General features: G+C 50.7%; 14 protein-coding genes. 3 read left to right on the top strand and 11 right to left on the bottom strand.

The genetic code is table 11. The features are described 5' to 3' along the window. Positions 1 to 214: 214 nt before the first annotated feature. Complete coding sequence (locus AC27N8_RS02715) at positions 215 to 1840, top strand: UxaA family hydrolase (RefSeq protein WP_487063699.1); 1626 nt, start codon at positions 215 to 217, stop codon at positions 1838 to 1840. 222 nt (positions 1841 to 2062) lie between these two features. Here the strand turns inward: AC27N8_RS02715 and AC27N8_RS02710 are convergent, their stop codons facing one another. Continuing rightward, positions 2063 to 2998 (bottom strand): D-alanyl-D-alanine carboxypeptidase family protein, encoded by a 936-nt coding sequence (locus tag AC27N8_RS02710; RefSeq protein ID WP_487063697.1) that lies wholly within the window; start codon positions 2996 to 2998, stop codon positions 2063 to 2065. A gap of 552 nt (positions 2999 to 3550) precedes the next feature. Between AC27N8_RS02710 and AC27N8_RS02705 the strand changes: the two genes are divergently transcribed. Beyond that, complete coding sequence (locus tag AC27N8_RS02705; protein WP_487067893.1) at positions 3551 to 4021, top strand: carboxymuconolactone decarboxylase family protein; 471 nt, start codon at positions 3551 to 3553, stop codon at positions 4019 to 4021. A 67-nt stretch (positions 4022 to 4088) separates the two neighbouring features. Here AC27N8_RS02705 and AC27N8_RS02700 read toward each other — a convergent pair whose 3' ends face one another. Continuing rightward, complete coding sequence (locus AC27N8_RS02700) at positions 4089 to 5375, bottom strand: MFS transporter (protein ID WP_487063695.1); 1287 nt, start codon at positions 5373 to 5375, stop codon at positions 4089 to 4091. A 651-nt stretch (positions 5376 to 6026) separates the two neighbouring features. Between AC27N8_RS02700 and AC27N8_RS02695 the strand changes: the two genes are divergently transcribed. Then, positions 6027 to 8510: a LuxR C-terminal-related transcriptional regulator gene (locus AC27N8_RS02695; RefSeq protein WP_487063693.1), complete on the top strand. Its 2484-nt coding sequence runs from the start codon at positions 6027 to 6029 to the stop codon at positions 8508 to 8510. Positions 8511 to 8605: 95 nt separating this feature from the next. Here the strand turns inward: AC27N8_RS02695 and AC27N8_RS02690 are convergent, their stop codons facing one another. The 9 genes from AC27N8_RS02690 to AC27N8_RS02650 form a co-directional block, all read right to left on the bottom strand. Next, positions 8606 to 10330: an acetyl-CoA carboxylase carboxyltransferase subunit alpha gene (locus AC27N8_RS02690; protein WP_487063691.1), complete on the bottom strand. Its 1725-nt coding sequence runs from the start codon at positions 10328 to 10330 to the stop codon at positions 8606 to 8608. Positions 10331 to 10498: 168 nt separating this feature from the next. Continuing rightward, entirely contained in the window at positions 10499 to 10711 is a 213-nt protein-coding gene (locus AC27N8_RS02685; protein ID WP_487063689.1) for a hypothetical protein, read from the bottom strand. 14 nt (positions 10712 to 10725) lie between these two features. Then, on the bottom strand, positions 10726 to 11934 hold the full coding sequence (locus tag AC27N8_RS02680; RefSeq protein ID WP_487063687.1) for a cytochrome P450: 1209 nt from the start codon (positions 11932 to 11934) through the stop codon (positions 10726 to 10728). 85 nt (positions 11935 to 12019) lie between these two features. Beyond that, positions 12020 to 12961, bottom strand: a complete 942-nt coding sequence (locus AC27N8_RS02675; protein WP_487063685.1) for a DUF1702 family protein — start codon at positions 12959 to 12961, stop codon at positions 12020 to 12022. Beyond that, positions 12958 to 13956: a DUF1702 family protein gene (locus AC27N8_RS02670; protein WP_487063683.1), complete on the bottom strand. Its 999-nt coding sequence runs from the start codon at positions 13954 to 13956 to the stop codon at positions 12958 to 12960. The genes AC27N8_RS02675 and AC27N8_RS02670 overlap by 4 nt, the downstream gene beginning before the upstream one ends. Positions 13957 to 13972: 16 nt before the next feature. Further along, positions 13973 to 15271, bottom strand: coding sequence for a cation:proton antiporter (locus AC27N8_RS02665; RefSeq protein ID WP_487063681.1), 1299 nt, complete (start codon positions 15269 to 15271; stop codon positions 13973 to 13975). A gap of 9 nt (positions 15272 to 15280) precedes the next feature. Continuing rightward, the gene (locus AC27N8_RS02660) at positions 15281 to 16234 is read right to left on the bottom strand and encodes a DUF1702 family protein (protein ID WP_487063679.1); all 954 of its coding nucleotides are present in this window, start codon (positions 16232 to 16234) and stop codon (positions 15281 to 15283) included. Continuing rightward, entirely contained in the window at positions 16231 to 17196 is a 966-nt protein-coding gene (locus AC27N8_RS02655; protein ID WP_487063677.1) for a DUF1702 family protein, read from the bottom strand. Before AC27N8_RS02655 ends, AC27N8_RS02660 begins: the two co-directional genes overlap by 4 nt. A gap of 10 nt (positions 17197 to 17206) precedes the next feature. Next, a complete protein-coding gene (locus AC27N8_RS02650) occupies positions 17207 to 22798 on the bottom strand; it encodes a type I polyketide synthase (protein ID WP_487063675.1) in 5592 nt (1863 codons plus the stop codon). Between the last annotated feature and the right edge of the window lie 16 nt (positions 22799 to 22814).

Below are 22814 nucleotides of genomic sequence, written 5' to 3'. Positions count from 1 at the left end.
GAGAGTAATTGAGTTGCTGTACAATATCTTTGCTGATAGAGAAATCTATTATCTGGAACAAAGCGGCTCCCATACACAATCGCTGGCTATATTTTACCATACAGCGCTGGAACACGCAGAAGTTTATGGGTTATAGTGTATTCATGATACATACGTTGGGACTCATCACGACATGGGCAGAACATTGTCGCTCTGCCCACATGAAAGGTTGCTCATGGATATCCAATCCTCTCCGTCTCAGATCCATTCAATTATGCCTGGAATTATCTCGGATGGAAAACCCATCGCACTCAATGAGGTAGCTGTCCTCCTTCATCCCAGGGACAACGTCGCCATTGCGCGCATACCACTCAATCGCAACGTACGCTTGCTTCTGCCGCCGGAAATAGTTGGTGAGCAGACCTTTATCACTGTTACGCAACGCATCCTTTCGGGACATAAAATCGCGTTACGTGCCGTCGAGGTGGGACAACCTCTCTTGCGCTATGGCTCAATCATTGGATATGCCACGCAGCCGATTCCCGCAGGAGCGCATGTCCACAGCCATAATCTCGCGGTCGGCGAACTGATGCAGAACTACCAGTTTGGTGTAGATGCGCAGCCCCTTGAGCTTGTGCCCTCTGAACAACGTCTCACGTTTTCAGGCTATCGACGTCCCGATGGAAAAGCCGGGACGCGTAACTATATTGCGATTATCAGCTCGGTCAATTGTTCCGCCAGCACGGTACGCTTGATTCAACGTCGCTTCGGTCCCGAGGTCTTACGCACCTATCCCCAGGTTGATGGCATCATCGGCCTCACACATAAAAACGGCTGTGGGATGCGCCTGGGAGGTGAAGCCCTCGCCCAACTGCAACGTGTGCTGGCAGGTATGGCTGCCCATCCAAATATTGGAGCCTATCTTTTTATTGGGCTTGGTTGCGAAAGTAATCAATTGCAGGATTTGATCAACCAGTCACAGCTCGATCGGCAACCAGATTGGAAAAAGCCGCTCTTCTTAACGCTACAAGAACAGCATGGTATCGCCCAAACAGTTGACGAGGCTGAGCGTCTGATTCACGAACTACTACCACAGGTCAACGCCGTCCAACGAGAGCCAATCCCCATCTCTGAGCTCACGCTCGCACTCCAATGTGGTGGCAGCGATGGCTGGAGCGGCGTGACCTCGAATCCCAGCCTCGGCTATTGTGTTGACGAACTGGTGCGTCAGGGAGGAACAGCCGTACTGAGTGAGACTCCGGAGATTTATGGAGCAGAACATATTTTACTGCGACGTGCACATCACAAAGCTGTGGGTGAACAACTCGTCGAGCGTATCCGCTGGTGGGAACACTACACGGAAATTAATGCAATGGAGATGGATAATAATCCTGCTCCCGGCAATAAACTGGGTGGTTTAACCACTATTTATGAAAAGTCGCTGGGAGCTATCGCCAAAAGTGGTTCGACCACCTTGAACGCGGTCTATCACTATGCCGAGCAGATTACCGAGCACGGACTCGTCTTCATGGATACTCCCGGCTATGATCCTGTCTCGGTTACTGGACAGGTCGCAGGAGGATGCACGATGATTGTCTTCACGACCGGCAGAGGTTCTTGCTTCGGCTTTAAGCCAGCACCATCGATCAAAGTCGCATCCAATACAGAACTGTATGAGAATATGGCAGGAGATATGGATATCAATGCCGGGAGTGTCCTCAACGGTGTCAGCGCGCAGAGCATTGGGATGCACATTTTGGATGAGGTCATTGCGGTCGCCAGCGGTAAGCAGAGTAAGAGCGAGGCCCAGGATCTTGGCGAGGAAGAGTTTGCCCCCTGGATTCTTGGCGCTACGATGTAAGGCACGAATGGCTTGCTACTACCCTCAGGTGATGGTCAAGGGATCTTGTGTCTATCGACGGAGCAAGAAACCAAACAGTTATTAATTGCCTGGTTTCTTGCTCACCAGTGCTCAGGTTGATGCCATATTGTACGACACCAGAGTATTGTCTATATTGGCATCTGGCCTTGTTTTACAACCTCATTAATGATTATTTGGCAGCAATAAGTATATTCTCGATACTTATGCAGCCTGCTGGCTAGATGCTGAAAGGCTAAATCCCCAGTTCAGAAGCGCCTGTGCATCAGCGTAGCGCTGTGGATCGCTCGGACTGGAAAGGACTACTCCCAGCAATGTCACTCCGTTGCGCGTTGCGGCAAAAACGAGACAATAGCCTGCCGCAGGAGTGGTGCCCGTTTTGACTCCGATAGCACCAGTATAGGTTCCCAGTAATCGATTGGTATTGGACCAGGTATATGCATGATGCGCCGATGTCGCAGCCAGTGAATAGGTCTGGGACGCTACAATCTGGCGGAACAGAGGCGATTGCATTGCAATGCTTGTCAATTTGGTCAGGTCTGAGGCCGTAGAATGGCCAAAATTGCCCTGGCTATCAGGATTATGCAGTCCATCGACGGTAGTGTAATACGTCTGCGTCAGACCCAGTTGAGCTGCCTTCGCATTCATGCGTGCCACAAAATTTGTATCACTGCCAGCCAGAGCCCCGGCCAGTGCAAAAGCTGCATCACAACCTGATGGCAACAGCATGGCGTAGAGAAGCTGATTCACTGTCAGACGATCATTCACAAGCAAGCCTGCGTTGCTTGCATCATTCTCATTGACATAATCAACATCGGCCTGCGTGATCGTCACAACCTTGTTGAGCTCACCCGAATTAATCACCAGCAGAGCGGTCATAATCTTGGTTGTGCTCGCTATATCGGTCTCTGTCGTAGCCGCAGTCGATGTCAGCGTAACACCATGCGTCAGATCGTAAAGTTCCGTGTAAGGAGCACTAACCGTTGGCGCGGTTGTAGTACTTCGAGCTGAAGCATAAGCTGTTCCTTGTGGAAACAGGGCATAGGTTCCTACCATTAATAAAACAATGAACAAGCTCACAAAGAGAGGCAAATGTAAAATGGGTCGTTTGGAGCGTAAAATGTGTACAGACTCTTGCATCGTAATTCCTTTACATTATGTTATATATTCTCTGGCTTCATACCTTGATGGTTCTATTAGATGGATAGGTGGCAATACGTGGTAGTATTCCGGGTGGAAAACGTCGTAAATCCGTTACGGTGTAGTTTACCATCTGACCATCTTTATAAGATATCGTTGGAGATGGAGATAATGAAACCTATGAAGAACAAAGTACTATGGCTTCTCGCCTCATTCTACCCACTCATCCTGGGTTGTGCTTCTCAACCATCATTGAGATTTTGCGAGTCTCTCCCATTTTTGCAGCAAAAATAAATTACACCATTTTATTATTATTTACTTGAAATATATAATAAAATGGTGTATTATTATATAATGAGATAATGTCAAAGGTAATGTATAGTCGTCGTTATAAACATGTCCCATCTCTAGCATAGCATTTGACCACCGCCCTGACATCGTCAGAATTGAGTACTTCCTGGGAGGAGTGTTATCGAATATCCCTGCTCGGACTTCGTTGTGCTTTTATGCTCAGGATATCTATGTTGTGCAGTGAATAGCAAAAGAAGGAATATAGCTATGCGTCTTGACTATATAAAAATTGCACCGGAAGCGTACCGAGCCCTGGGCCGAGTTGAATATTATATTAAGAATTGTGGCCTGGAAGGATCATTGATTGAGCTTATCAAGATACGGGCCTCGCAGGTAAATGGCTGTGCTTACTGCATCGATAGACATACAAAAGATGCTCGTATCGCTGGAGAGAGTGAGCAGCGTATTTATCTTTTGAGCGCCTGGAGAGATGCTCCATTCTATACTGAGCGAGAGTGTGCAGCATTGGAATGGACTGAGGCTCTTACTTTAATTGCCAATGACCATGTTCCTGATGAGATCTATCAACGTGTGAAGCCTCATTTTACTGACGAGGAACTGGTAAACCTCAGTCTCACCATTGCTACTATTAATGCGTGGAATCGTCTTGTGATCAGCTTTCGTAGCGAGGTAGGTAGTTATCAACCAGTGCAAACTTCTGCTGCAACATAGTCGCATTTCTTTCTTTGATCCGCCTACGGTTTTGATAGAAAGAAGCACGGATACTCGTCACATCAGATCAGTTTGTAGAGACTTCTGTTGGTAGCTCGACCTCTTTGGCTATGGTGGTTGTAGACGTATCAGGAGTCACAGTATTGTGCCTGCTACTACGTGCAGCCAACCATGTCAGGAAGAGAGCGATGCCACACACGACAGCGAGCAACAGCATCCCTGCAATCATCTGGACATCAGGATTAACCAGAAGAGACCAGATAATACTTATCGCGATCGGTCCACAAACAAGACCAATATTCTGGCTCACATTTGCCAGCGCACTGGCCGTTCCCATCGTCTCGCGAGTACCAGAGCTCATTAAAAGCGTACGATTGGGACCGAAAAAGAGCCCCGCTCCACAACCGGTTAGCAAGAGTCGCCAGGCTACATTTATGCCAGTGGTTGGTTGCCCCACAATCAGCGCCAGAGTAATCAATCCAACCAGCATCAAGGTCAACCCGGTTAACATTGGTAACTTTACATTGAAGCGATCTGTCAGATAGCCTCCCACAGGACCCATCACAAACAGGCCCAGAGGTAAGGAAAAGAGAATAATACCTGCAACTTCAGGCGCAAATTTTTGCACACTACTCATGTTAAAAGGTATAAGATAGTAGACTCCACTCATGATTGTCGTACAACATAAGAGAGCTATCAAAGCCAGTAAAAACGGAAATCGATGAAACAACCTTCCCATCTGACTTTGCTCATTATTTGCCTGTTGTCGCTCTGCCTGGGGTTCCTCTGCCATCGTTACCATACGCAAACTGAAGAGCGCCATGGCAGAGACCAGCACACAGATAGGAAGATTGACAAAAAAGATGATAGACCATGTCTGGTGACTCAAGAGAAGACCTCCGAGGCTTGGACCAATCATATCTCCCAGTGGACCCAGTGTCAGCAATAGGCCCATGGCACGCCCACGTTCGGAGGGCTTAACGATGGCAGCGGTTACTGCAATGCCCTGTGTAAAAATCACCGCTCCAAAGAGTCCTTGTACCACACGCCCAACAAGTAACATCCAAAAGACCGTTGAGAGTCCACAAATGAGACTCCCGACCCCAAATCCGAGCACAGAAATCAGGAAGGTCGTAAGTGGATGGAGGCGATGCAGGACGAGACCCACGGGGATCAATGCCAACGTCATTGGTATCGTATAACTCAAAGTCACTGTAGAAGCCATCGTATTCGTCAGATGAAACGCGTGTGCGATAGTGGGCAACGCGATAGACACAATGGTCATATCAATTGTTACGATAAACAACGATAGGCCGAGGGCAAAAACGGCCCACCAGCGATACTTGTGGTACATAACATATCCTTTCTCTTGAACAGGCATCTCTCGTATACTTAACCTACTGGTTAAGTATACGAGAGATGGTAAACGGTGTCAAGGGATAATTATAGTGGAGGGAACGCCTCAAAAAGGATGAATAAAATAACGCACAAAAATTTGCAGCCATGATTAAAAAAAAACTAGTAAAATAGTTGTCGAGATATACAGATGCCTGTAGGTTTCGGACTTGACACCTTATTTTAATAAGTGTTATATTGAAAAAAGGCGTTATGACGAGTGTGTATTCATTTTTGATGAAAGGCTCTCATCCATCGGGACATTTCATTTAGCAAGTTATGTGGCTTGATTGATGCTTTTGATTTATTTGCTTTGTTACTGGTGACAACATCTTATTTGACCTCTCAGGACCAATAGCGGTTGAGGTAATTGACGAGGAAAGCGATGTGCTAAGTACGAGATGCCCCCAAACATACACAAACACATAGCATTTTTACTATCATAGATAGACAGGGAGAATAGTTACTATTTATCTATGATAGTATATCTATCATTTTGTAGTGCCAATCATGAGGAGATAGAAATACCGTAGAGAGATTTTTTGAGCGCGCCAAACAGTAAAAAAGCTTATATCGAATGTAGCTGCGTATATAAGTGCCTGGGAGATATATGCAAAATCAGCAAGGTCACAGCTCATATCAGAATACATCAGCCCACATTTTTAATCGCAATAACTCCTTTCAATTCCCCGGATTTAAAACAGAAAACGTATCGCAGCAGCAGTATTCCTCTTTTTTATTTTCATCCCAACGACTTTTAGCGTTGACACCGCTGATTGGACGAGCGCAAGAAGTTGCTGCTATCAATGAGCTTTTACGCAGACCAGAAATACGCCTCCTGACCCTGAGTGGTCCAGGTGGAGTAGGCAAAACGAGACTAATCATGCAAGTGCTGGCAGAAACAACAACTGCCTTTGCTGATGGCGGCTGTTGCGTTTTCCTGGCGCATATTCATACGCCTGATCTGCTCTTGCCTACGATTGCTCAAACGCTGGGACTCAACGACAGGCAGGATGAGAGCTTGCAATTATATCTACAGTCTCAATTGCACAATAAAGAATTCTTGTTGCTCCTCGATGGCTTCGAACATGTTATTGAAGCAGGGCCACAGCTGAAAGATTTGCTGGTTGCCTGCCCTCATCTCAAGATTGTGATTACAAGCCGTACCGTATTGCAATTACTGGAAGAGCAAGAATTCCATGTTGCCCCTCTGGAACTTCCCGAACTCACGCATCTCCCACCATTGGACGACCTGTCTCACATTGCCTCAGTTGAGCTCTTTTTGCAGCAGGTACGTACTATCCGACCAGACTTGATCCTGACCAACGAAAATGCCCACGTCATCGCCAGTATATGTGTCTGCCTGGATGGCCTACCACTGGCATTAGAGCTAGCTGCTGCGCGTATGAAACTTTTTTCACTCCATACCTTACTGGCACGCCTGGACCGCCGCCTATCCTTACTGACAAACGGTCCCCGAGGAGCACCAGATCGTCAGCAGACATTACGCAAGACTATGGAGTGGAGCTATCAACTTCTTACCGACGAGGAGCAGCGTCTGTTCCGACACCTTGCTGTCTTTGCCAATGGGTGCTCCTTGCAGGCTATTGAAGCTATAAGTGATGTAGTGGATGGATCGACTGAGAATACTGTGTTAGATATCATCAGCGCTCTGATAAATCACAGTCTCCTGCAACGAGAAGCACAAAGAGGTACCGAAGAGCAACGTTTCAAGATGCTTGAAACGATTCGAGAATACGCCCTGGAATGTTTGCAACAGAGTGACAACGCTCAGGTGGTCCATCAGGCGCATGCAGAGTATTACCTCTCTCAGATTCAAAGCATCGAACATCAGATGATGGATCGTGCACAGCCCTACTGGATGGAATGGATCGCCAACGATTTTGGAAATATCCAGGTTGCCTTTGACTGGTTTATTACAATGCGTGATGCAGAAAGAGCCCTGGCATTAAGTGGGGCGCTCTGGGCGTTCTGGTTACAGAATCCAAGCGATGAAGGGCGACGCTGGGTCAGATTGGCTCTTGAGTGCTGTCCGCAGAGCATCACTGAAGTACAGCCCGGTACCAGAGCTCAGGCCATCTATACAGCGGCACTATTTGAATATAATCGAGAGAATTGGGGCCAGGCCAAAACTCTGGCAGAGGAAGCACGGCACCTGTTCCAAAGCGAAGACAATACCTATGGTACTGCGAAAGTTCTCCTGATCCAAAGTAATGGAGCATTGCGGCAACAACACTACGAGGAAGCCCAGACCATCGCGGACCAATGTGTTCAGATCTTAAAGGAAACACACTATACCGGCCTTATGGTCGAAGCCTATCTCATTCTGGCATATAGCTACTACTTTCGTAACGATAATCATCGTGCCTATAAAATTGGGAAACAAGGTCTCCATCTTGGTCATAAGACAGGAATGCCTCATATTGTCATGCAGGCGATACATGCCCAGGCGCTCTTTGCCAGAGTGCTGGGTGACCAGGAGGAAGTTGGACAGTTATATGAAGAAGGATTAGCCATCACAAAAAAAGTCATTGAGACGAGAACGCATCTGCTGCTCGCGGTTTGTCTCGTAAGCATGGGGGCTATCATTGCCCAACAAAAGCAATATATGAGAGCGGTACGCCTGTGGGGAAAAGCTCGAACTCTCAGTAAAGAAGAAAGGCTCCCACAGCCAAGCACACATAGATGGCTCTCCACTATTATGAATAGCAACTATCTTTTTTCGCGCTTCACAAATGAGGTTCACCAGCACCTGGGCGAACGTGATTTTATCACGGCATGGAACCAGGGACAAAGCATGACATTGGAACAACTACTCACAGATTCTGAAAGCACAGACAAATCTGGAGTGAAAAACGAGAAAACATTAGAGCATGACGCAACTGATCTGACTGCCCGTGAAAGAGAAGTACTCATCCTGCTCGCTCAGGGCTTGAGTAGTGCATCAATTGCCCAGAAACTGATTATCAGTCTGGTAACAGTAAACTCTCATATCAGAACAATCTATAGCAAGCTTGGTGTCTCCTCGCGTAGCGCTGCCACACGCTACGCGATAGAGCATCATCTCGTCTAGCGCCTGTTCAGGGTCGCGAGTATGGGAGGGCTGATCTTCGAGAGCCCATGTATCTGGCAAAGAAATGCTATGAGTGAAACAGCCAGGCCAACACCTTATGCAGAGAACTGACCAAACTGTCGGAACCTGGTATGTCGCTGTGTTATCCTTGTCTGAGCTGGTATCTCGATGAGTTCAGCCAGAGTCTGATACAATTGTATGGTAAGCATCTGGCTTGCGACACTATAATCATGGTGTGCTCCACCGATCGGTTCAGGAATAACACCATCAATGATGCCTAGATGTAGCAGGTCATGGGCAGTAATACGCATCCATGCCGCCGCCTGTGGTGCTAACCTATCATTGCGCCAGAGAAGAGCCGCCGCCGCTTCAGGAGAGACGACGGTATAGATACTGTTTTCCAACATCAAGACACGATCGGCCATACCCAACGCAAGAGCACCACCACTTCCTCCTTCACCAATGACCACCGCAACCACTGGGACGCTTAAAGAACTCATCAAAGCCAGGCTTTCGGCGATAGCCTGGGCCTGCCCCCGCTCCTCTGCCTCAAGCCCGGGGAAAGCTCCCGGCGTATCGATGAACGTAACGATAGGGAATCCAAATTTCTCTGCATAGCGCATGAGTCGCTGCGCTTTGCGGTATCCTTCGGGCTTAGCCATTCCAAAATTGTACTTTCGTTGCTCTTGCGCATTGTGTCCCTTCTGATGCCCGATAAGCATAACTGCGCGACCCGAAAACGTTGTAATGCCACCAATAATAGCCGCATCATCCCCATACCTGCGATCACCCTGAAGCTCGAAGAAGTCTGTGCAGAGGAGACGGATATAATCACTGGTATGAGGGCGACTTACATGACGTGCAATTTGTACCTGATCCCACGAATTGCTAGAAACGTGTATTTCTTCTGACTGCCTGCTATATACTCCGTCCTGGATCTGGGGACTGGATAAACAATGATCATGTGCCTCATGTATCTGGAGCACGCGAGCTATAGTTGGGCGTAGTAGCGATCGTGGGACAATCTTATCGATCATACCATGTTTGAGCATAAACTCGGAAGTATCAGCATCAGCTGGCAATTTTTGGGCGGTAAACTGCTCCATTACACGCGGCCCGGCAAAACCGATCGCAGCTCCCGGTTCGGCCAGGATAATATCACCCAGCATAGCGAAACTGGATGTTACTCCGCCGGTTGCCGGATCAGTGAATAGAGATATAAAAGGGAGTTGCGTGGCACCCAGATGCTGTAAGGCAATGGTCGTTTTTGCCATCTGCATCAGAGAGAAGGCTCCCTCTTGTATGCGTGCGCCACCAGAAGCTATCACGATAAGTACTGGAAGATGTCGTGTGCAGGCCAGTTCGATCAGACGAGTAATCTTTTCGCCCACGGCCGAGCCCATGCTTCCCCCGATAAAACGGAAATCCATCACGGCCAGGGCCAACGTATGGTCAGCGATACGACCGATACCAGTGATAACTGCTTCGGTTAATCCCGTACGCTGTTGTTCATGAAGTAATTTTTCTCTATAGGTTGATGACTGGCCGCGAAACTGAAGCGGATCGTCAGAACAGATATGTGCATCAACCTCTTCAAAACTATCGGCATCTACAAGACTGACTATCCTTTCGGCTGCGGAGAGACGGAAATGATAGCTACAGTGAGGACAGACCTTGTGGCTGAGCTCAAAGTCATGTGCAGAGATGGGCATCTTACACTGCCTGCACTTGATTACCCCATCATTGTGCAGAGCAGCGTCGCTATTCTGTTCAATGGAGTCCTTATTACCAGATACGGCCATATGAATATGCTCAATCATGATTTTACTCCCCTATGTATTTCAAGTAGGTTTACTACTCTGCTCTTTTTGCTGTTATTACAACGACAATTCAACGCTGGAAGTATTACTCTGTCAAAGGTCATCGTGCCGATGCGGTATCAGTGATGTGCGTCCAAAACATCTCCGGAAGGCAATGGGGTGAGACGCTCACCGGCGTAGCGGCGCGGCTCCGCCGTGCTGTCTGTGACTCGTATGATCATGCTCCACATGGGGTTCCATTGAGACGACCTTCCCACGGTGGGACGTTTTCGTGCGTCCAGTGACAGCACGGCGGAGCCGCGCCGCTACGCCGGCTGTCCTGAGCGCCTGGCACGTCGCGATCAAGCGAATTGTAAGGGGCCATCCTTCTTTGCCTGGCAACGTTCCTATGTATCTTACTCCCATGTCACTTCGAGCCGTTCATACCCACGAAACAGGAGCGTAGGAATATGCGTCAAATGTTGGTCTGGAACGATTTTGAGGTGTGGTAAACGTTCACAGAGGACCTCGAATGCAACCTTACCTTCAAGCCGGGCCAGCGCTGCACCCACACAAAAATGGACTCCATGTCCAAAGGCAAGGTGATGATTGTTTGGACGCTGCATCTGAAACTCCTGGGCCTGGAGAAAAGTCGCTTCATCACGATTCCCCGAGCCATATAGGAGCAGCAGAGATGCATCCTCCGGCAACGTGACTCCACTTATTGTCACCTCGCGCGTCGTTGTACGAGCAAACATTTGAATGGGAGCATCATAGCGTAGAATCTCCTCAACCGTGGCTGGAATAGCATCGCGATGCTCACACAGGTAGCGCCAGCGTTCAGGTTGTTCAAGCAGCAACTGCAAGCCAGTGCCAATCATATTGGTTGTACTTTCGTGACCGGCCAGAATGAGTCCTTGCAGTGTAATGACTAACTCAACCTCTGTTAATGGTTCCTGGTCAGGAACATTTGCGTGGAGTAACGCGCTGATCAAGTCATTCTGTGGTCTCTCTCTACGTTCTGCAACCATTCGCGCCAGATAATGTTGGAAGGCGACCGTACTACGAGCACAGATAGCCTGCTGCTCTTCTTCCAGTTGCACAGACATGAGCATTAACCAATCATGGCTCCACTGGCGTGTCTGAGCGATGGCATCATGATGAACTCCCAGCAGCGTCAGGATCACCTCCAGGGCCAATGGATAGGCGAACTGGCTGATGATCTCTGTATGCTGGTGCTCGATAAAAGCGTCAACGAGCGTATTGGCTACCGTACGAATCATAGGGTCTACTGCTCTGATCCGTGCGGGGGCAAAAGCCTTCGTCAGAGGCAAACGCAGGCGTGTATGCTCTTCTCCATCTGTATTGAGCACAATTGGTACGGGAAGGTAGCCTTTGATGAGTTCCTCCAGGGTCGATGGATAAAAGGTAACGGGCGATGTGAGCGTGTCTTGTGATGAGAATACCTCAGGCTGGAGCAAAATCTGTTGGATTTCCTTGTATCCTGTAATCAACCAGGCATTCAATGCAGGATCGAATGCCACAGGATGCTTCTGTCTGGCGTGAGCATAAAAAGAATAGGGATTTTCAGCAAAAGGATTAAACATGTCTTCAAGAGCCTTCATGGTTCTGCTTCCTTTCTGTTGATTGTCGAACTGCGTCAAAATGCGCAAAGAATAACGACAATCAACCTTTTCTGAATGTCTCGCCTCAACGTGTTTGCACTGGCCTGGAAAATTGTTCCTGTATCCGCTGCCGCCAGAGTTCATATGCAGGCAGATCATCTGCAAGAGGAAGATCTTCGAGGGCGACATCAGCGATATGGGCAGCCGTAGCGCTGGAGCATCCGCAAAAAACATCGCATGCGATATCCGTATGTGCCGCAAAGTTGCTTGCGTGTGCACGACCCTGGGCAGCGATGGCCGTTCCACGTGCCAGCTGAGGGCGATAAGGAGCGGCTACTGCATAAATGGCCTCAATATCCTGGCGTCCTGTGCCACCTGCGTAGGCGCTGGCACAGCCGATACCGCTCCACAACTCGGCCTGTCGCTCCTGTGGGAAGGCATCAATAGTGCGGGCGATCCGCTCGATATTTGCACCACTGGAGAACCAGATCGCACGGCCTAATCCCTGGTCGAAGATCTTACGTCCATAGGCCGAGATCTTTTTGGAGACCTGACGCTCCTCAATCGTGCGTTTATACGCGAAAAAGCCTTCATGAAATCCATAGCCATCGACAATCACCCAGTTGAGCACCGGGTCGAGTCGAGCGAGGAAGCGCTCGGGATTGCGTCGCATACGTGCCAGGGCCAGACCGACCCCAATATAGAAAGGATAAATGTAAGGTGCGCCTGGTCCCTGGGCAAATTCATTGACGCGATTTTTCCAGGGAGTCAGACAATCAAGCGCGGCCAGTCCCATGCCTACCCCTTCAAAGGCAAAGCCCCGCAGTTCGATATCAACCTCCTGCATACGAGCAACCAGCACATCGACCCGGCTATCTTCGAGCGTGGCATGGTATCCAGCTACCAGTCCATGAGCAACTGGTTGAAAACGTTGGAAGGCATCTGATGCAAATCCCGGCTGGCTAAACACCGTTTCTTCGGAAGGAATACCAAAGAGGGAGCGGCGTACTTTTCCCAAAACAGTCATTGGACTGCCTCCTTCTGCTTGTGCAGATGCTCGGTCTGAGCAACAAATTCTGCCTCAATACGTTGGCGCCATGTTTCATAGGCTGGCTCGTAGACGGGGCCATCACCTTCCAGGGGGAGATTTTGCAAAGCAAGATCCGTGATATGGGCGACCAGCGCGCTGGACTGGCCCCAAAGTACATCACAGGCCAGTTCGGTGTGTGGCGCGGCATGCCCCGATTGCAGACGGAAGCGTGAGGCAATCGCTGATCCCACTCCCAGTTGCGAACGATGGAGACCAGCCAGAGTCTGTAACTTCTCAATCGCCTGACGATCAACGACGCCAGCGGCATAGGCACAGGCCAGACCAATCCCGCTCCACAGATCGGCGCGTCTGTGCAAGGGGAATGCCTCGATGGCTGTAAGGATGCGATCCGGATGAGCGCCCGTTGAGAACCAGAGACTACGACCAAGGCCCTGATCGAAGACACGACGCGCATAGGGAGAAAGGTGTACAGGAATCGCTTTATCCTCGACATAGCGTTGACTGGAGAAGAAACCTTCGTAAAATCCATAACCATCCAACACCAGCCAGCCAAGGACTGGATCAAGCTGCTTGATGAACTGCTCTGGTTTTTTTGGCACTCTGGGTAGAACCAGACCGGCACCTATATACACCAGACCAGTATAGTGGGCACCGGGTCCGGCCAGAAACGCTTGCAAGCGTTTCTGCCAGGGGAAAAGCGCATCCAGCACGGTCAGACCCATCCCGGCTCCCTCATAGGCAATGCCTCGTATCTCGGTTGGAAAAGCGTTGAGCCGGGGGACAAGCACCTTGAAACGACTATCATCCAGCACCGTGTGAAAACCAGCCACCAGTGTCTCGGCCACAGGTTGAAACCCGAGCCATGTTTGTTTCATATCATCCTGAAAACCGTAACGTTCCCCCGCCATCTGCTCAAAGGCATCAGCCGAGAGGCGGAAAATGGATTTCAAGATGCGACCAGAAATGGACATAAGACGACCTCCTTTTTTACTCTTTGGTTGTGATATACGCGAATTGTTTTTCGGCCATTTCAGGTCCAGGTGCCGCTTGCGGCGAGCGGAAGCGTCCATAGACGAACTCGAAGATTGGTGAAGACATAAGCGTCGTAATAATGGCCATGAGAACCAGCATTGTGAAGAGCGTCGTCGTGATGACCCCCTGCTGTAGGCCAATATTGAGTAAAATGAGCTCCATCAAACCACGTGCATTCATCAAGCTACCAATTGCCATCGCTTCCCGATTGTTTTCCTTGTTGAGAAGCGCCGCGAACCAGCATGCGATGCCTTTGCCTGAGATCGCCACGATAAGGATCAGTGAAGCATAAAGCCACAACTGCCAGGTATTGACTAACCTGAGGCTGGTATTCAAGCCCGAATAGACAAAGAACAGAGGGAGCAGAAAGTTGGTTGCTAGTGGCTCCAGCACGGCCCTTAATCTTTGAGCGAAGAGGCCGCGAGGCATTGCGAGACCGAGAATAAAGCCACCGAAGATGGAATAAATACCAATTGTATCGGTTAACCAGGCACAAAACATCAGGAGTAACAGGACCATAGCTAGCATTGGTCCTGTAATGCCACCAATGCGATCAGTCATCGTCCCCAGATGCTTGAGCAAGGATTTCCCCACCGTCAAGGTGATCACTGCGTAAAGACCTCCTCCAACGACAGCCAGTAACGCAATCACCGCATTCTGCTTGAAGACAGCCAGAACCATGGCCAGAATGCACCAGGATATGACATCGTCGATCGAGCCAGCGGCCAGTGCCAGAGTGCCCAGCGAGGTACCAGCCAGTCCACGTTCAAAGATAATGCGTGCTAACATCGGAAAGGCCGTGATCGAGACGGATGCGCCTAGAAAAAGCATGGCTTCTCCGATGTTGATACTGGGAGCGAACAGACCTGGCTGCTGGATCAGTAAGAGTGTCAGTGCTCCCCCCAGCAGTAATGGCGTCAGGATACCTGCCAGAGAGACAGAAGCTGCGCTGCGTAAGCGGGAACGAATAAGGCTGGTATCGAACTCAACGCCAATCAAAAACATGTAAATCACCAGACCGACCTGGCTGACCACATAGAGCGTATTCATCGGTGCCCCGCCTGGAAAGATTTGTTTTTGCAACTGAGGCAGGAACAGGCCAAAGAGTGTCGGACCCATCAGTACACCTGCGATCATCTCCCCTACGACCTGTGGCTGCCCGATCTTGCGGGACAGAAAACCAACCAGGCGACATACTCCCAGGATAACAGCCAGTTGGAGAAAAAAAAGTATCGATGATTCGGTGCTTGTCATTTTACCTCCCTATTGAACTAAATGCGCTTCACGTATTTCAGGAGAAGAGAGTGATGCTGCAATGCGTTGTCGCCAGATCTTGTAGATTGGTTCCCGGCTCTCCTGTGGCATATTTGTGCGTGCAGCATCGACGATGCGTGAGGCTTCTTCACTGGGCAAGCCGCATAAGACATCGGATGCTAATTCGGCATGGGGAGAGAGGTTACCAACACCATGGCGTGCATTTGTCGCCAGGGCTGCTCCCACAGCCAGATGCGTTTTATAAAGACCAGAAGCCTGCCGGAGAGCCTCGACCGTCGAGCGGGACGCTCCCCCCGTGTAGCCGCAGGCCAGTCCGACGCCACTCCATAAATCGGCCTGCCTGGCCACTGGGAATGATGCAATAGTGGCAGAGACACGCTCAACGTTGGTCCCACTGGAGAACCAGAGACTTCTTCCTAGACCATGATCAAAAACGCTCCGAGCGTAATGTGAGAGGTTCCTGGGCACCTCTTGCTTCTCCACAAAGCGCTTGCGCGCAAAGAATCCCTGGTGAAATCCATAGCCATCGATCACCAACCATCCATATAATGGATCGAGACGCGACAGGAAACGTTCAGGATTGCGATGCAGCCGTGCGAGCGCCATACCGCCACCGAGTGGAACCGCATAGACATAGGCTGATCCTGGCCCATGCAGAAAATCTAGCGTGCGGTTCTTCCAGGGAAACAGACAATCCAATGCGACCAACCCGATGCCAGCGCCCTCATAAGCGAAGCCGCGCAACTCGGTCTCGACCGCGTCCAAACGAGGCACCAGGACCTCATAACGGGGATTTTGGAGCGTCATATGACAACCTTTGGTCACCAGACGAATCACCGTTGCCAGGCGTTGTGCCGCCTGATGATCTCCTGTGCTAAAGGCAGTGGCCTCCTTTTCAGTGACTCCAAAAAAAGGCCTGAGCACCTTTCCTAAAACACTCACAATGTCGCCTCCTTTACCTGATAGCTCTGTGCGCACCTATCGGCGAACTGCGCTAAAATTCGCTGTTGCAGAATCTCAAACGCGGGCTTGTCAGCCTGCATGGGTAACTCCTCAAAGGCCTTGTCCGTCAAAGACGCTGCGACGTCACTGGTGATACCACAAAAAATTTCACATGCCATATCACTATGCCGCGTCGGGTTTCCGGCTAATTGCCGTCCTTTTGCCACCACCGCAGCGCCCAGGGCAAGGTTCGGGGCGTATGGGCCTGATGCCTGTTGCAATTGTTCGGCCTCGGTGAGTACAATGCCTCCCGCATAGGCACTGCACACGCCGATACCACACCAGAGATCGCCTTGTCGGACGGGAGGGAAGCCATTTACTGCCTTTACCACACGTTCAACATTGGCTCCATTTAAGAACCAGATGGCGCGTCCCAGCCCCTGGTCAAAGATGCGGCGACCATAGAGCGAGAGATGGGTGGGGAAAGCCTGTCCCTCAATGTAACGACGGCTTTTAAAGAAGCCCTCGTGGAAACCGTAGCCATCCAGAGCCAACCATCCCAGTACAGGATCTAGCCGCGAGAGATAGCGCTCAGGCTTGCGGCGGAGACGCGCCAGTGCCTCACCTGCTCCAATATGAACCATGTAGGTATGGTTACCACCAGCATCTGCCAGGTACGCTTGAAAGCGGCTCTTTCCGGGCAAAAAACAATCCAGGCCCATGAGCCCCATGGCCGCCCCTTCATAGGCGAAGCCGCGCAGATCCGGCTCGATAGTATTCAGCCGGGGTATAAGGACAGCCAAGCGGTGATCGTCGAGTGTTGCATGATAGCCTTCGATGGCGGCCAGGACAGAGCGTTCCAGGCATTGCCAGGCATAGCTATCGCCTGCGCTGAAAGATGTTACGTCTTTCAGCGGCACGCCGATGATTGGTTTCAGGATTTTCCCTAATGTGCGGCTCACAACTCCCTCCTTATACGCTTGTTTCTTGTTCTTGTGTATGCTCCAGTTCGGCGAGCATACGCTCCAACTCATCGCTATCCAGTTCATTTACCAACTGCTCAATCTCTTCATGAGAAAGATCCTCTTGGGGCGTGGCACCATCGAGATGCAACGACTCTAACAGGCGAGCAGCAAGCTGAGTAATGTTGATGCCCTGGAGCAGTTCAAGCACGGATATATCAACTTTTAGGCTTGTATCGATGCGACGCTTGACTTCGACGGCCATCATAGAGTCCATACCAAGACTACTAAGAGACTCCTGGTTGCCGAACTGCGCTGCATCGAGCTGAAGTACGCGTCCAATAAGCCCTTGAAGATGCGTTTCCAGGCATTCCTGACGATCATCTGGCTGTATTTCATCCAGCTGAGATAGGATGGAAGTATCCTCGGCATTTTCTTGTATCGCGGTCTCCTCGTCTTCCACTCCCAAAAGCTTGAACATCGGCGGCATCGTCCCCAGAGGCGATGTCTCACGGGCGATCATCCAGTTTGCACTGATGACTGTCAGGTGCGCAGGCATCTGATTCTGCACGCGTGCCAGCATCTGCATACCGATCTCCGGCGTAATCAGGTTGATACCACGGCGTGCATAGAACTGTTGCAGGTTCAGCTGCTCCACCATACCGACAGACCAGGGTCCCCAGCTAATACTCAGTGCCGGTAGACCTTTGGCGCGGCGATAATAAGCCAGCGCATCAAGAAATGCATTCGCGGAAGCGTAGTTTCCTTGACCAAGCGATGCAATGACCGAACCAGTCGAGGAGAAGAGCGTAAAGAAATCGAGTGGCGCATCTTTCAGCAATGTATGTAAAAGCCAGCTGCCACGCAGTTTAGGCCGCAATACCCGTTGGAATGTTTCTTTCTTCATGCGTAGGAGCAACTCGTCTTGAACCACGCCAGCCGTATGGATCACGCCACGGATGGGTGGCCAACCCTGCCGCTTATAATCAGTCAGGAATGCAGCCAGCTGATCTTTTTCCGTCACATCGAGCGCCGCAAGATGAATTGTGGCACCCAGTGCTTCCAACTCCTGAATATGCTGAACCAGTGACTTTTGTGGATGGGCTTCGGTCATGTGATACCATTCGGCACGCGCTGGTACTGAGGTACGACCCATCAGAATCAATCTTCGTGCGCCCTGATTTATCATCCAGCGAGCCACGAGCAGACCAAGTTTGCCCAGACCACCAGTGATAATATAGCTTCCATCCGGACGGAAAGAAGTCGGCAATGCTGGAGTGAGATGAGTGCTTGTCACCATACGTACCACTGAACGTTGACCGGCACGGAAGGCAATCTGATCCTCTTCAGTTGGTTGCGCCATTTCCTGAAACAAGAGAGGGATCTGCTCCAGTGCGCCAGATGGATCGATATCTATCAATCCGCCCCACATATTGGAGAACTCCTGGTGACCAATGACACGCCCTAGTCCCCATAGAGGAGCCTGTGCAATAGCAATCTCGCGTTGTGTTTCGACGACGAACTGCGCACCGCGGGTCACTAACCAGAGGCACGGCATCTGAGACCAGCCGCTCTGGGCTAGAGCCTGAGTCAGATGCATAACCGCCAGTGTGCCTATCTCCTGCGTCTGTTCCAGCGTATCGACATCTATCTCATCATCCGTTGTGGCATCGATGCCCCACAGGTGAACAATGCGGGAGAACGGTCCTTGCTCGGACAGCGCAGCGAATAATTGCTGAAACTGCTCAGGCTGGTTGGGATTGATCGCATATGTATTGTCATCCTGAAGCATCTGTGGCGCATCGGAGGACGCAACAAGTACATAGGCTTGCTGCTGCTGCTCCAGATACTGGCCGAGTGCCTGGCCGTAGCCACTGCGATCGCTCAGAATAATCCAGCCACCTGCGGCAGTGACACTTTTCTTCTGCGTATCGCTATCGTCCTCCTCAATGTGACGCTCCTGAGGCTGCCACTCAATCTCATAAAGGGAGCGATCAAGCCGCTCGGGTGAGAGGCTTATCGCTGTTTCTAACGATTGGGCACGGAACCCCTCAACCTCGACTAACAAATTGCCCTGCATATCGAGCATTTGAATGTTGCCGACGATAAGTTGAGTATCTGCTTGTAAAATCTGTGCATAAACTTGCATCTCCTGTGTTGGGCGTTCAAGGATATGCAGCCGATCTATGCTGACTGGCAGATATGGTGTCGGGGAGCCCTGTAGGGCGCTATCATCATCTGGCCTGGCGACAAGCAAGACCTGAAATGAAGCGTCCAGGAGCGCCGGATGAAAACCATAGTTGTGCATCTCTGTCTCTAATGACGCGGGCACTTGTAACGTTCCCAGACCGATATTCGGACCAGCTTGTACCTCTTGAATTGGCTGGAAGCTTGGGCCATACTGGAAACCCATCTGCTGCGTCTGCTGATAAAACTCCTCATGCGAGAGCGTCGTTGTGCAGATGCGTCGCGCCTGCTCAAGTACTTTCTGGAAATTCCTGGCAATCGCTGGTTGGCGACGTAGCCGGGCGCTGGTATGAAGGGTCCAGCGAGCATCACCAGTTGGCGTGTAGCTATAAATTTCCACGGTCGCCTGCTGCGAATTTACAACAGTCTGGAGCCTGGGGTCTGAGGCTTCAGACAGGAAGAGAGCTTTGCGGAAGATTAGATCTTCAAGCAGATAGGGGCCAGCGCCAAAAGCCTCGTGCGCCGCAGCCAACGCCATCTCAATAAATGCTGCGCCGGGGAGTAAGACATTTTCCTGGATACGATGATCATTGAGGTAGGGAAGGAGATGAGTACTGATCTCACTTTCCCACGTTGTGTGTGCCAGGCTCATACTCTCCCCAAGCAGTGGATGAACCGCACCTGAGAGGCGATCATCGCGCGTCTCAACAGACTCCGTCCAGTGGCGTTTTAATTGCCATGGATAACGGGGCAGGCGCACAAAATTACCTTTTTGCGGATAAAATGTTGGCCAGGAGATGGGGTACCCTTGCGTATAGAGTTTGCCCAGCGAACCTAAAATGATGGCACGATCTTCTTCACGCCTTCGTAACGATGGGACAACTGTTCCCGTTTTATCTTCCTGGGCAAGCAACTCATTGATCGAATTTGCCAGGACTGGATGAGGAGCTAGCTCGATGAATGTCTTATAGCCATCATTGATCAACTGTGTCATAGCATCGGCGAAAAGGACGGTCGCACGCACATTGCGCCACCAGTAGTGCGCGTCCACCTCTTTGCCATCAATCTGCGTCCCGGTCACGGTAGAATAAAGTGGAATCGTTGCAGTATTTGGTTGCAAGCTGGCCAGGGATGCAAGAAGCTCATCATGTAGAGGCTCCATAAAGTGGCTATGATATGGCACTTTTCCAACCAGGAACCGATGGAAAACCTGAAAGGTTTCCAGTTGCGAGGCCATATTTTCGAGGACCGCCGCCTCACCAACCAGGGTAATGGCACTGGGACTATTAATGGCGGCAACCGATACGCCAGGACCTGCATCATCAACTGCTTTATTGAGTGTTTCGGCGGTCAGGCCGACCGCCAGCATACGTCCTTGCCCACTTGTCTTCTGCTGTAAGCGGCTGCGATGGTAGATGACCAGTACAGCATCTTCAAAGCTCAAGGCTCCTGCGAGATAGTGTGCCGCTACCTCACCAGTGCTATGACCAACGATGGCATCTGGCTCAATACCCCAGGAGCGCCATAGTTCAGCCAGCGCGATCTGAAGCGCAAAATTGGCTGGCTGAGCATAGGCTGTCTCCTCCATTTTGGAGTTTTCCTCATCGGCCATAAGCTCATCGATCAACGACCAATCAACATAGCGGCTCAACTCGGTCGCAGTGCGCTCCATGCTGGCTCGAAACAACGGCTCATGCATCAATAGATCACGGCCCATGGCCCACCATTGTGGACCCATGCCTGAGCAGACAAAGACGGTCTTGGGACGATCATTCAGGGCACTGCGTCCCGATGAGATGCCGGCACGCGGCGTATCTGCAAGATAGGCGTCCAGGCTGGCGATCGCCTCTTCTTTTGAGTGCACAACCAGCGAGAGGCGATAATCGTGATGACTACGTCGCAATGCACTTGTATACCCGATGTCGTAAAGTGATGCGGACTGCCCTGAAGTGGACAGATAGGTTTTTAAACGCTCGGCCATCGCGTTCAGAGCCTCTGGGCTGCGGGCAGAAATTGGCAACAGATAGGGGTGATCTGTCTGATCCTCAGGGCCTGCAAAATTCTGTATTGATGGTGCTTCCTGTAGCACAACGTGGGCATTGGTGCCACCAAAGCCAAATGAGTTTATCCCTGCCAGTGCAGGGCCAGTGGTCGCAGGCCATGGCTCTAGCGTGGTTGGGACGTGTAATTTCAGCTCATCGAAAGGAATATTCGGGTTTGGATTGCGAAACTGGATATTCGGCGGAATCTGGCGATGACGCAAAGAGAGTGCTGTCTTGATCAATCCAGCCACACCAGCCGCCGCTTCCAGGTGTCCAATATTGGCCTTGACCGAACTCACCACACAGCGATCATTATCAGGGCGATCGCTTGAAAGGACAGTCCCGATGGCCGTTGCCTCAATAGGATCACCAACGGGAGTACCTGTACCGTGTGCCTCGATATATTGAATATCTCTGGGAGCGATACCGGCTCGTTTGTAGGCCTGACGCATGGCGGCTTCCTGGGCAATCTGGTTAGGAACCGTAATACCGTTGGTATGACCATCCTGTGTGACCGCTGTGCCACGAATCGTCGCATAAATGGGATCACCATCCTGCTGAGCCCGGGCCAGCGATTTAATGATCACGACCCCAGCCCCTTCACCACGGGCATAGCCATTGGCTGCGGCATCGAAGGTTTTGCAACGGCCATCAGGTGAAAGAAAGCCACCCTTTGATTCTGCGATCGTCATTGTCGGCACGAGCATGGCATTCACACCACCAGCCAGAGCTAGCGAACACTCGCCGTTCCAGATACTCTGACAGGCCAGATGTACCGCCACTAACGAGGATGAGCAGGCGGTATCTACCGCCATGCTGGGTCCCTGGAAACCGAATGTATAGGAGATACGATTTGCCAGCATGGTCATCATCATGCCAGTGGCCGAATGTGTTTGCAATTCGTACCGACTTAAGACGCCATAATTTTGTAGGAGCTGATAATCCAGGGTAAAGCCCCCCATAAAGACGCCTGTATTACTGCCGACAAGAGCTTCTGCAACCTGCCCGGCATCCTCCAGAGCTTCCCAGGTAACCTGTAGCAAGAGCCGCTGCTGCGGATCAAGCCACATGGCTTCACGCGGGGAGATGCCAAAGAACTGGGCATCAAACAGATCAATTCTGTCTAAGTAGCCACCTCGATATGTGTTCATTTTGCCAGACTTACTCGGATTAGGATCGTAAAACTTGCGTACATCCCAGCGGTCTGTTGGAACTTCTCTTGTTGCATCAGTTCCCGTACATAATACATCCCAAAACTCATCAGGGCCGGTCGCACCGCCAGGGAAATGGCAGCCAACACCAATAATCGCCAGTGGTTCGCTCAATGGCTGTCCTGGAGCGACCGTCTGCTCTTGTTCTTTTTCACTAAACATGGCACCTCTCCATACA

This window comes from Dictyobacter sp. Z7_2 (genome assembly GCF_057551105.1).
The sequence above is the reverse complement of the archived record's forward strand: the minus strand, read 5'-3'. Positions and strand labels throughout refer to the sequence as shown.

Coding starts and splice junctions, on each gene's coding strand:
- AC27N8_RS02665 (WP_487063681.1), bottom strand. CDS start 15,271: ATGACAAGCACCGAATCATCGATACTTTTTTTTCTCCAACTGGCTGTT.
- AC27N8_RS02695 (WP_487063693.1), top strand. CDS start 6,027: ATGCAAAATCAGCAAGGTCACAGCTCATATCAGAATACATCAGCCCAC.
- AC27N8_RS02680 (WP_487063687.1), bottom strand. CDS start 11,934: ATGAAGGCTCTTGAAGACATGTTTAATCCTTTTGCTGAAAATCCCTAT.
- AC27N8_RS02650 (WP_487063675.1), bottom strand. CDS start 22,798: ATGTTTAGTGAAAAAGAACAAGAGCAGACGGTCGCTCCAGGACAGCCA.
- AC27N8_RS02700 (WP_487063695.1), bottom strand. CDS start 5,375: ATGTACCACAAGTATCGCTGGTGGGCCGTTTTTGCCCTCGGCCTATCG.
- AC27N8_RS02670 (WP_487063683.1), bottom strand. CDS start 13,956: ATGTCCATTTCTGGTCGCATCTTGAAATCCATTTTCCGCCTCTCGGCT.
- AC27N8_RS02715 (WP_487063699.1), top strand. CDS start 215: ATGGATATCCAATCCTCTCCGTCTCAGATCCATTCAATTATGCCTGGA.
- AC27N8_RS02690 (WP_487063691.1), bottom strand. CDS start 10,330: ATGATTGAGCATATTCATATGGCCGTATCTGGTAATAAGGACTCCATT.
- AC27N8_RS02710 (WP_487063697.1), bottom strand. CDS start 2,998: ATGCAAGAGTCTGTACACATTTTACGCTCCAAACGACCCATTTTACAT.
- AC27N8_RS02675 (WP_487063685.1), bottom strand. CDS start 12,961: ATGACTGTTTTGGGAAAAGTACGCCGCTCCCTCTTTGGTATTCCTTCC.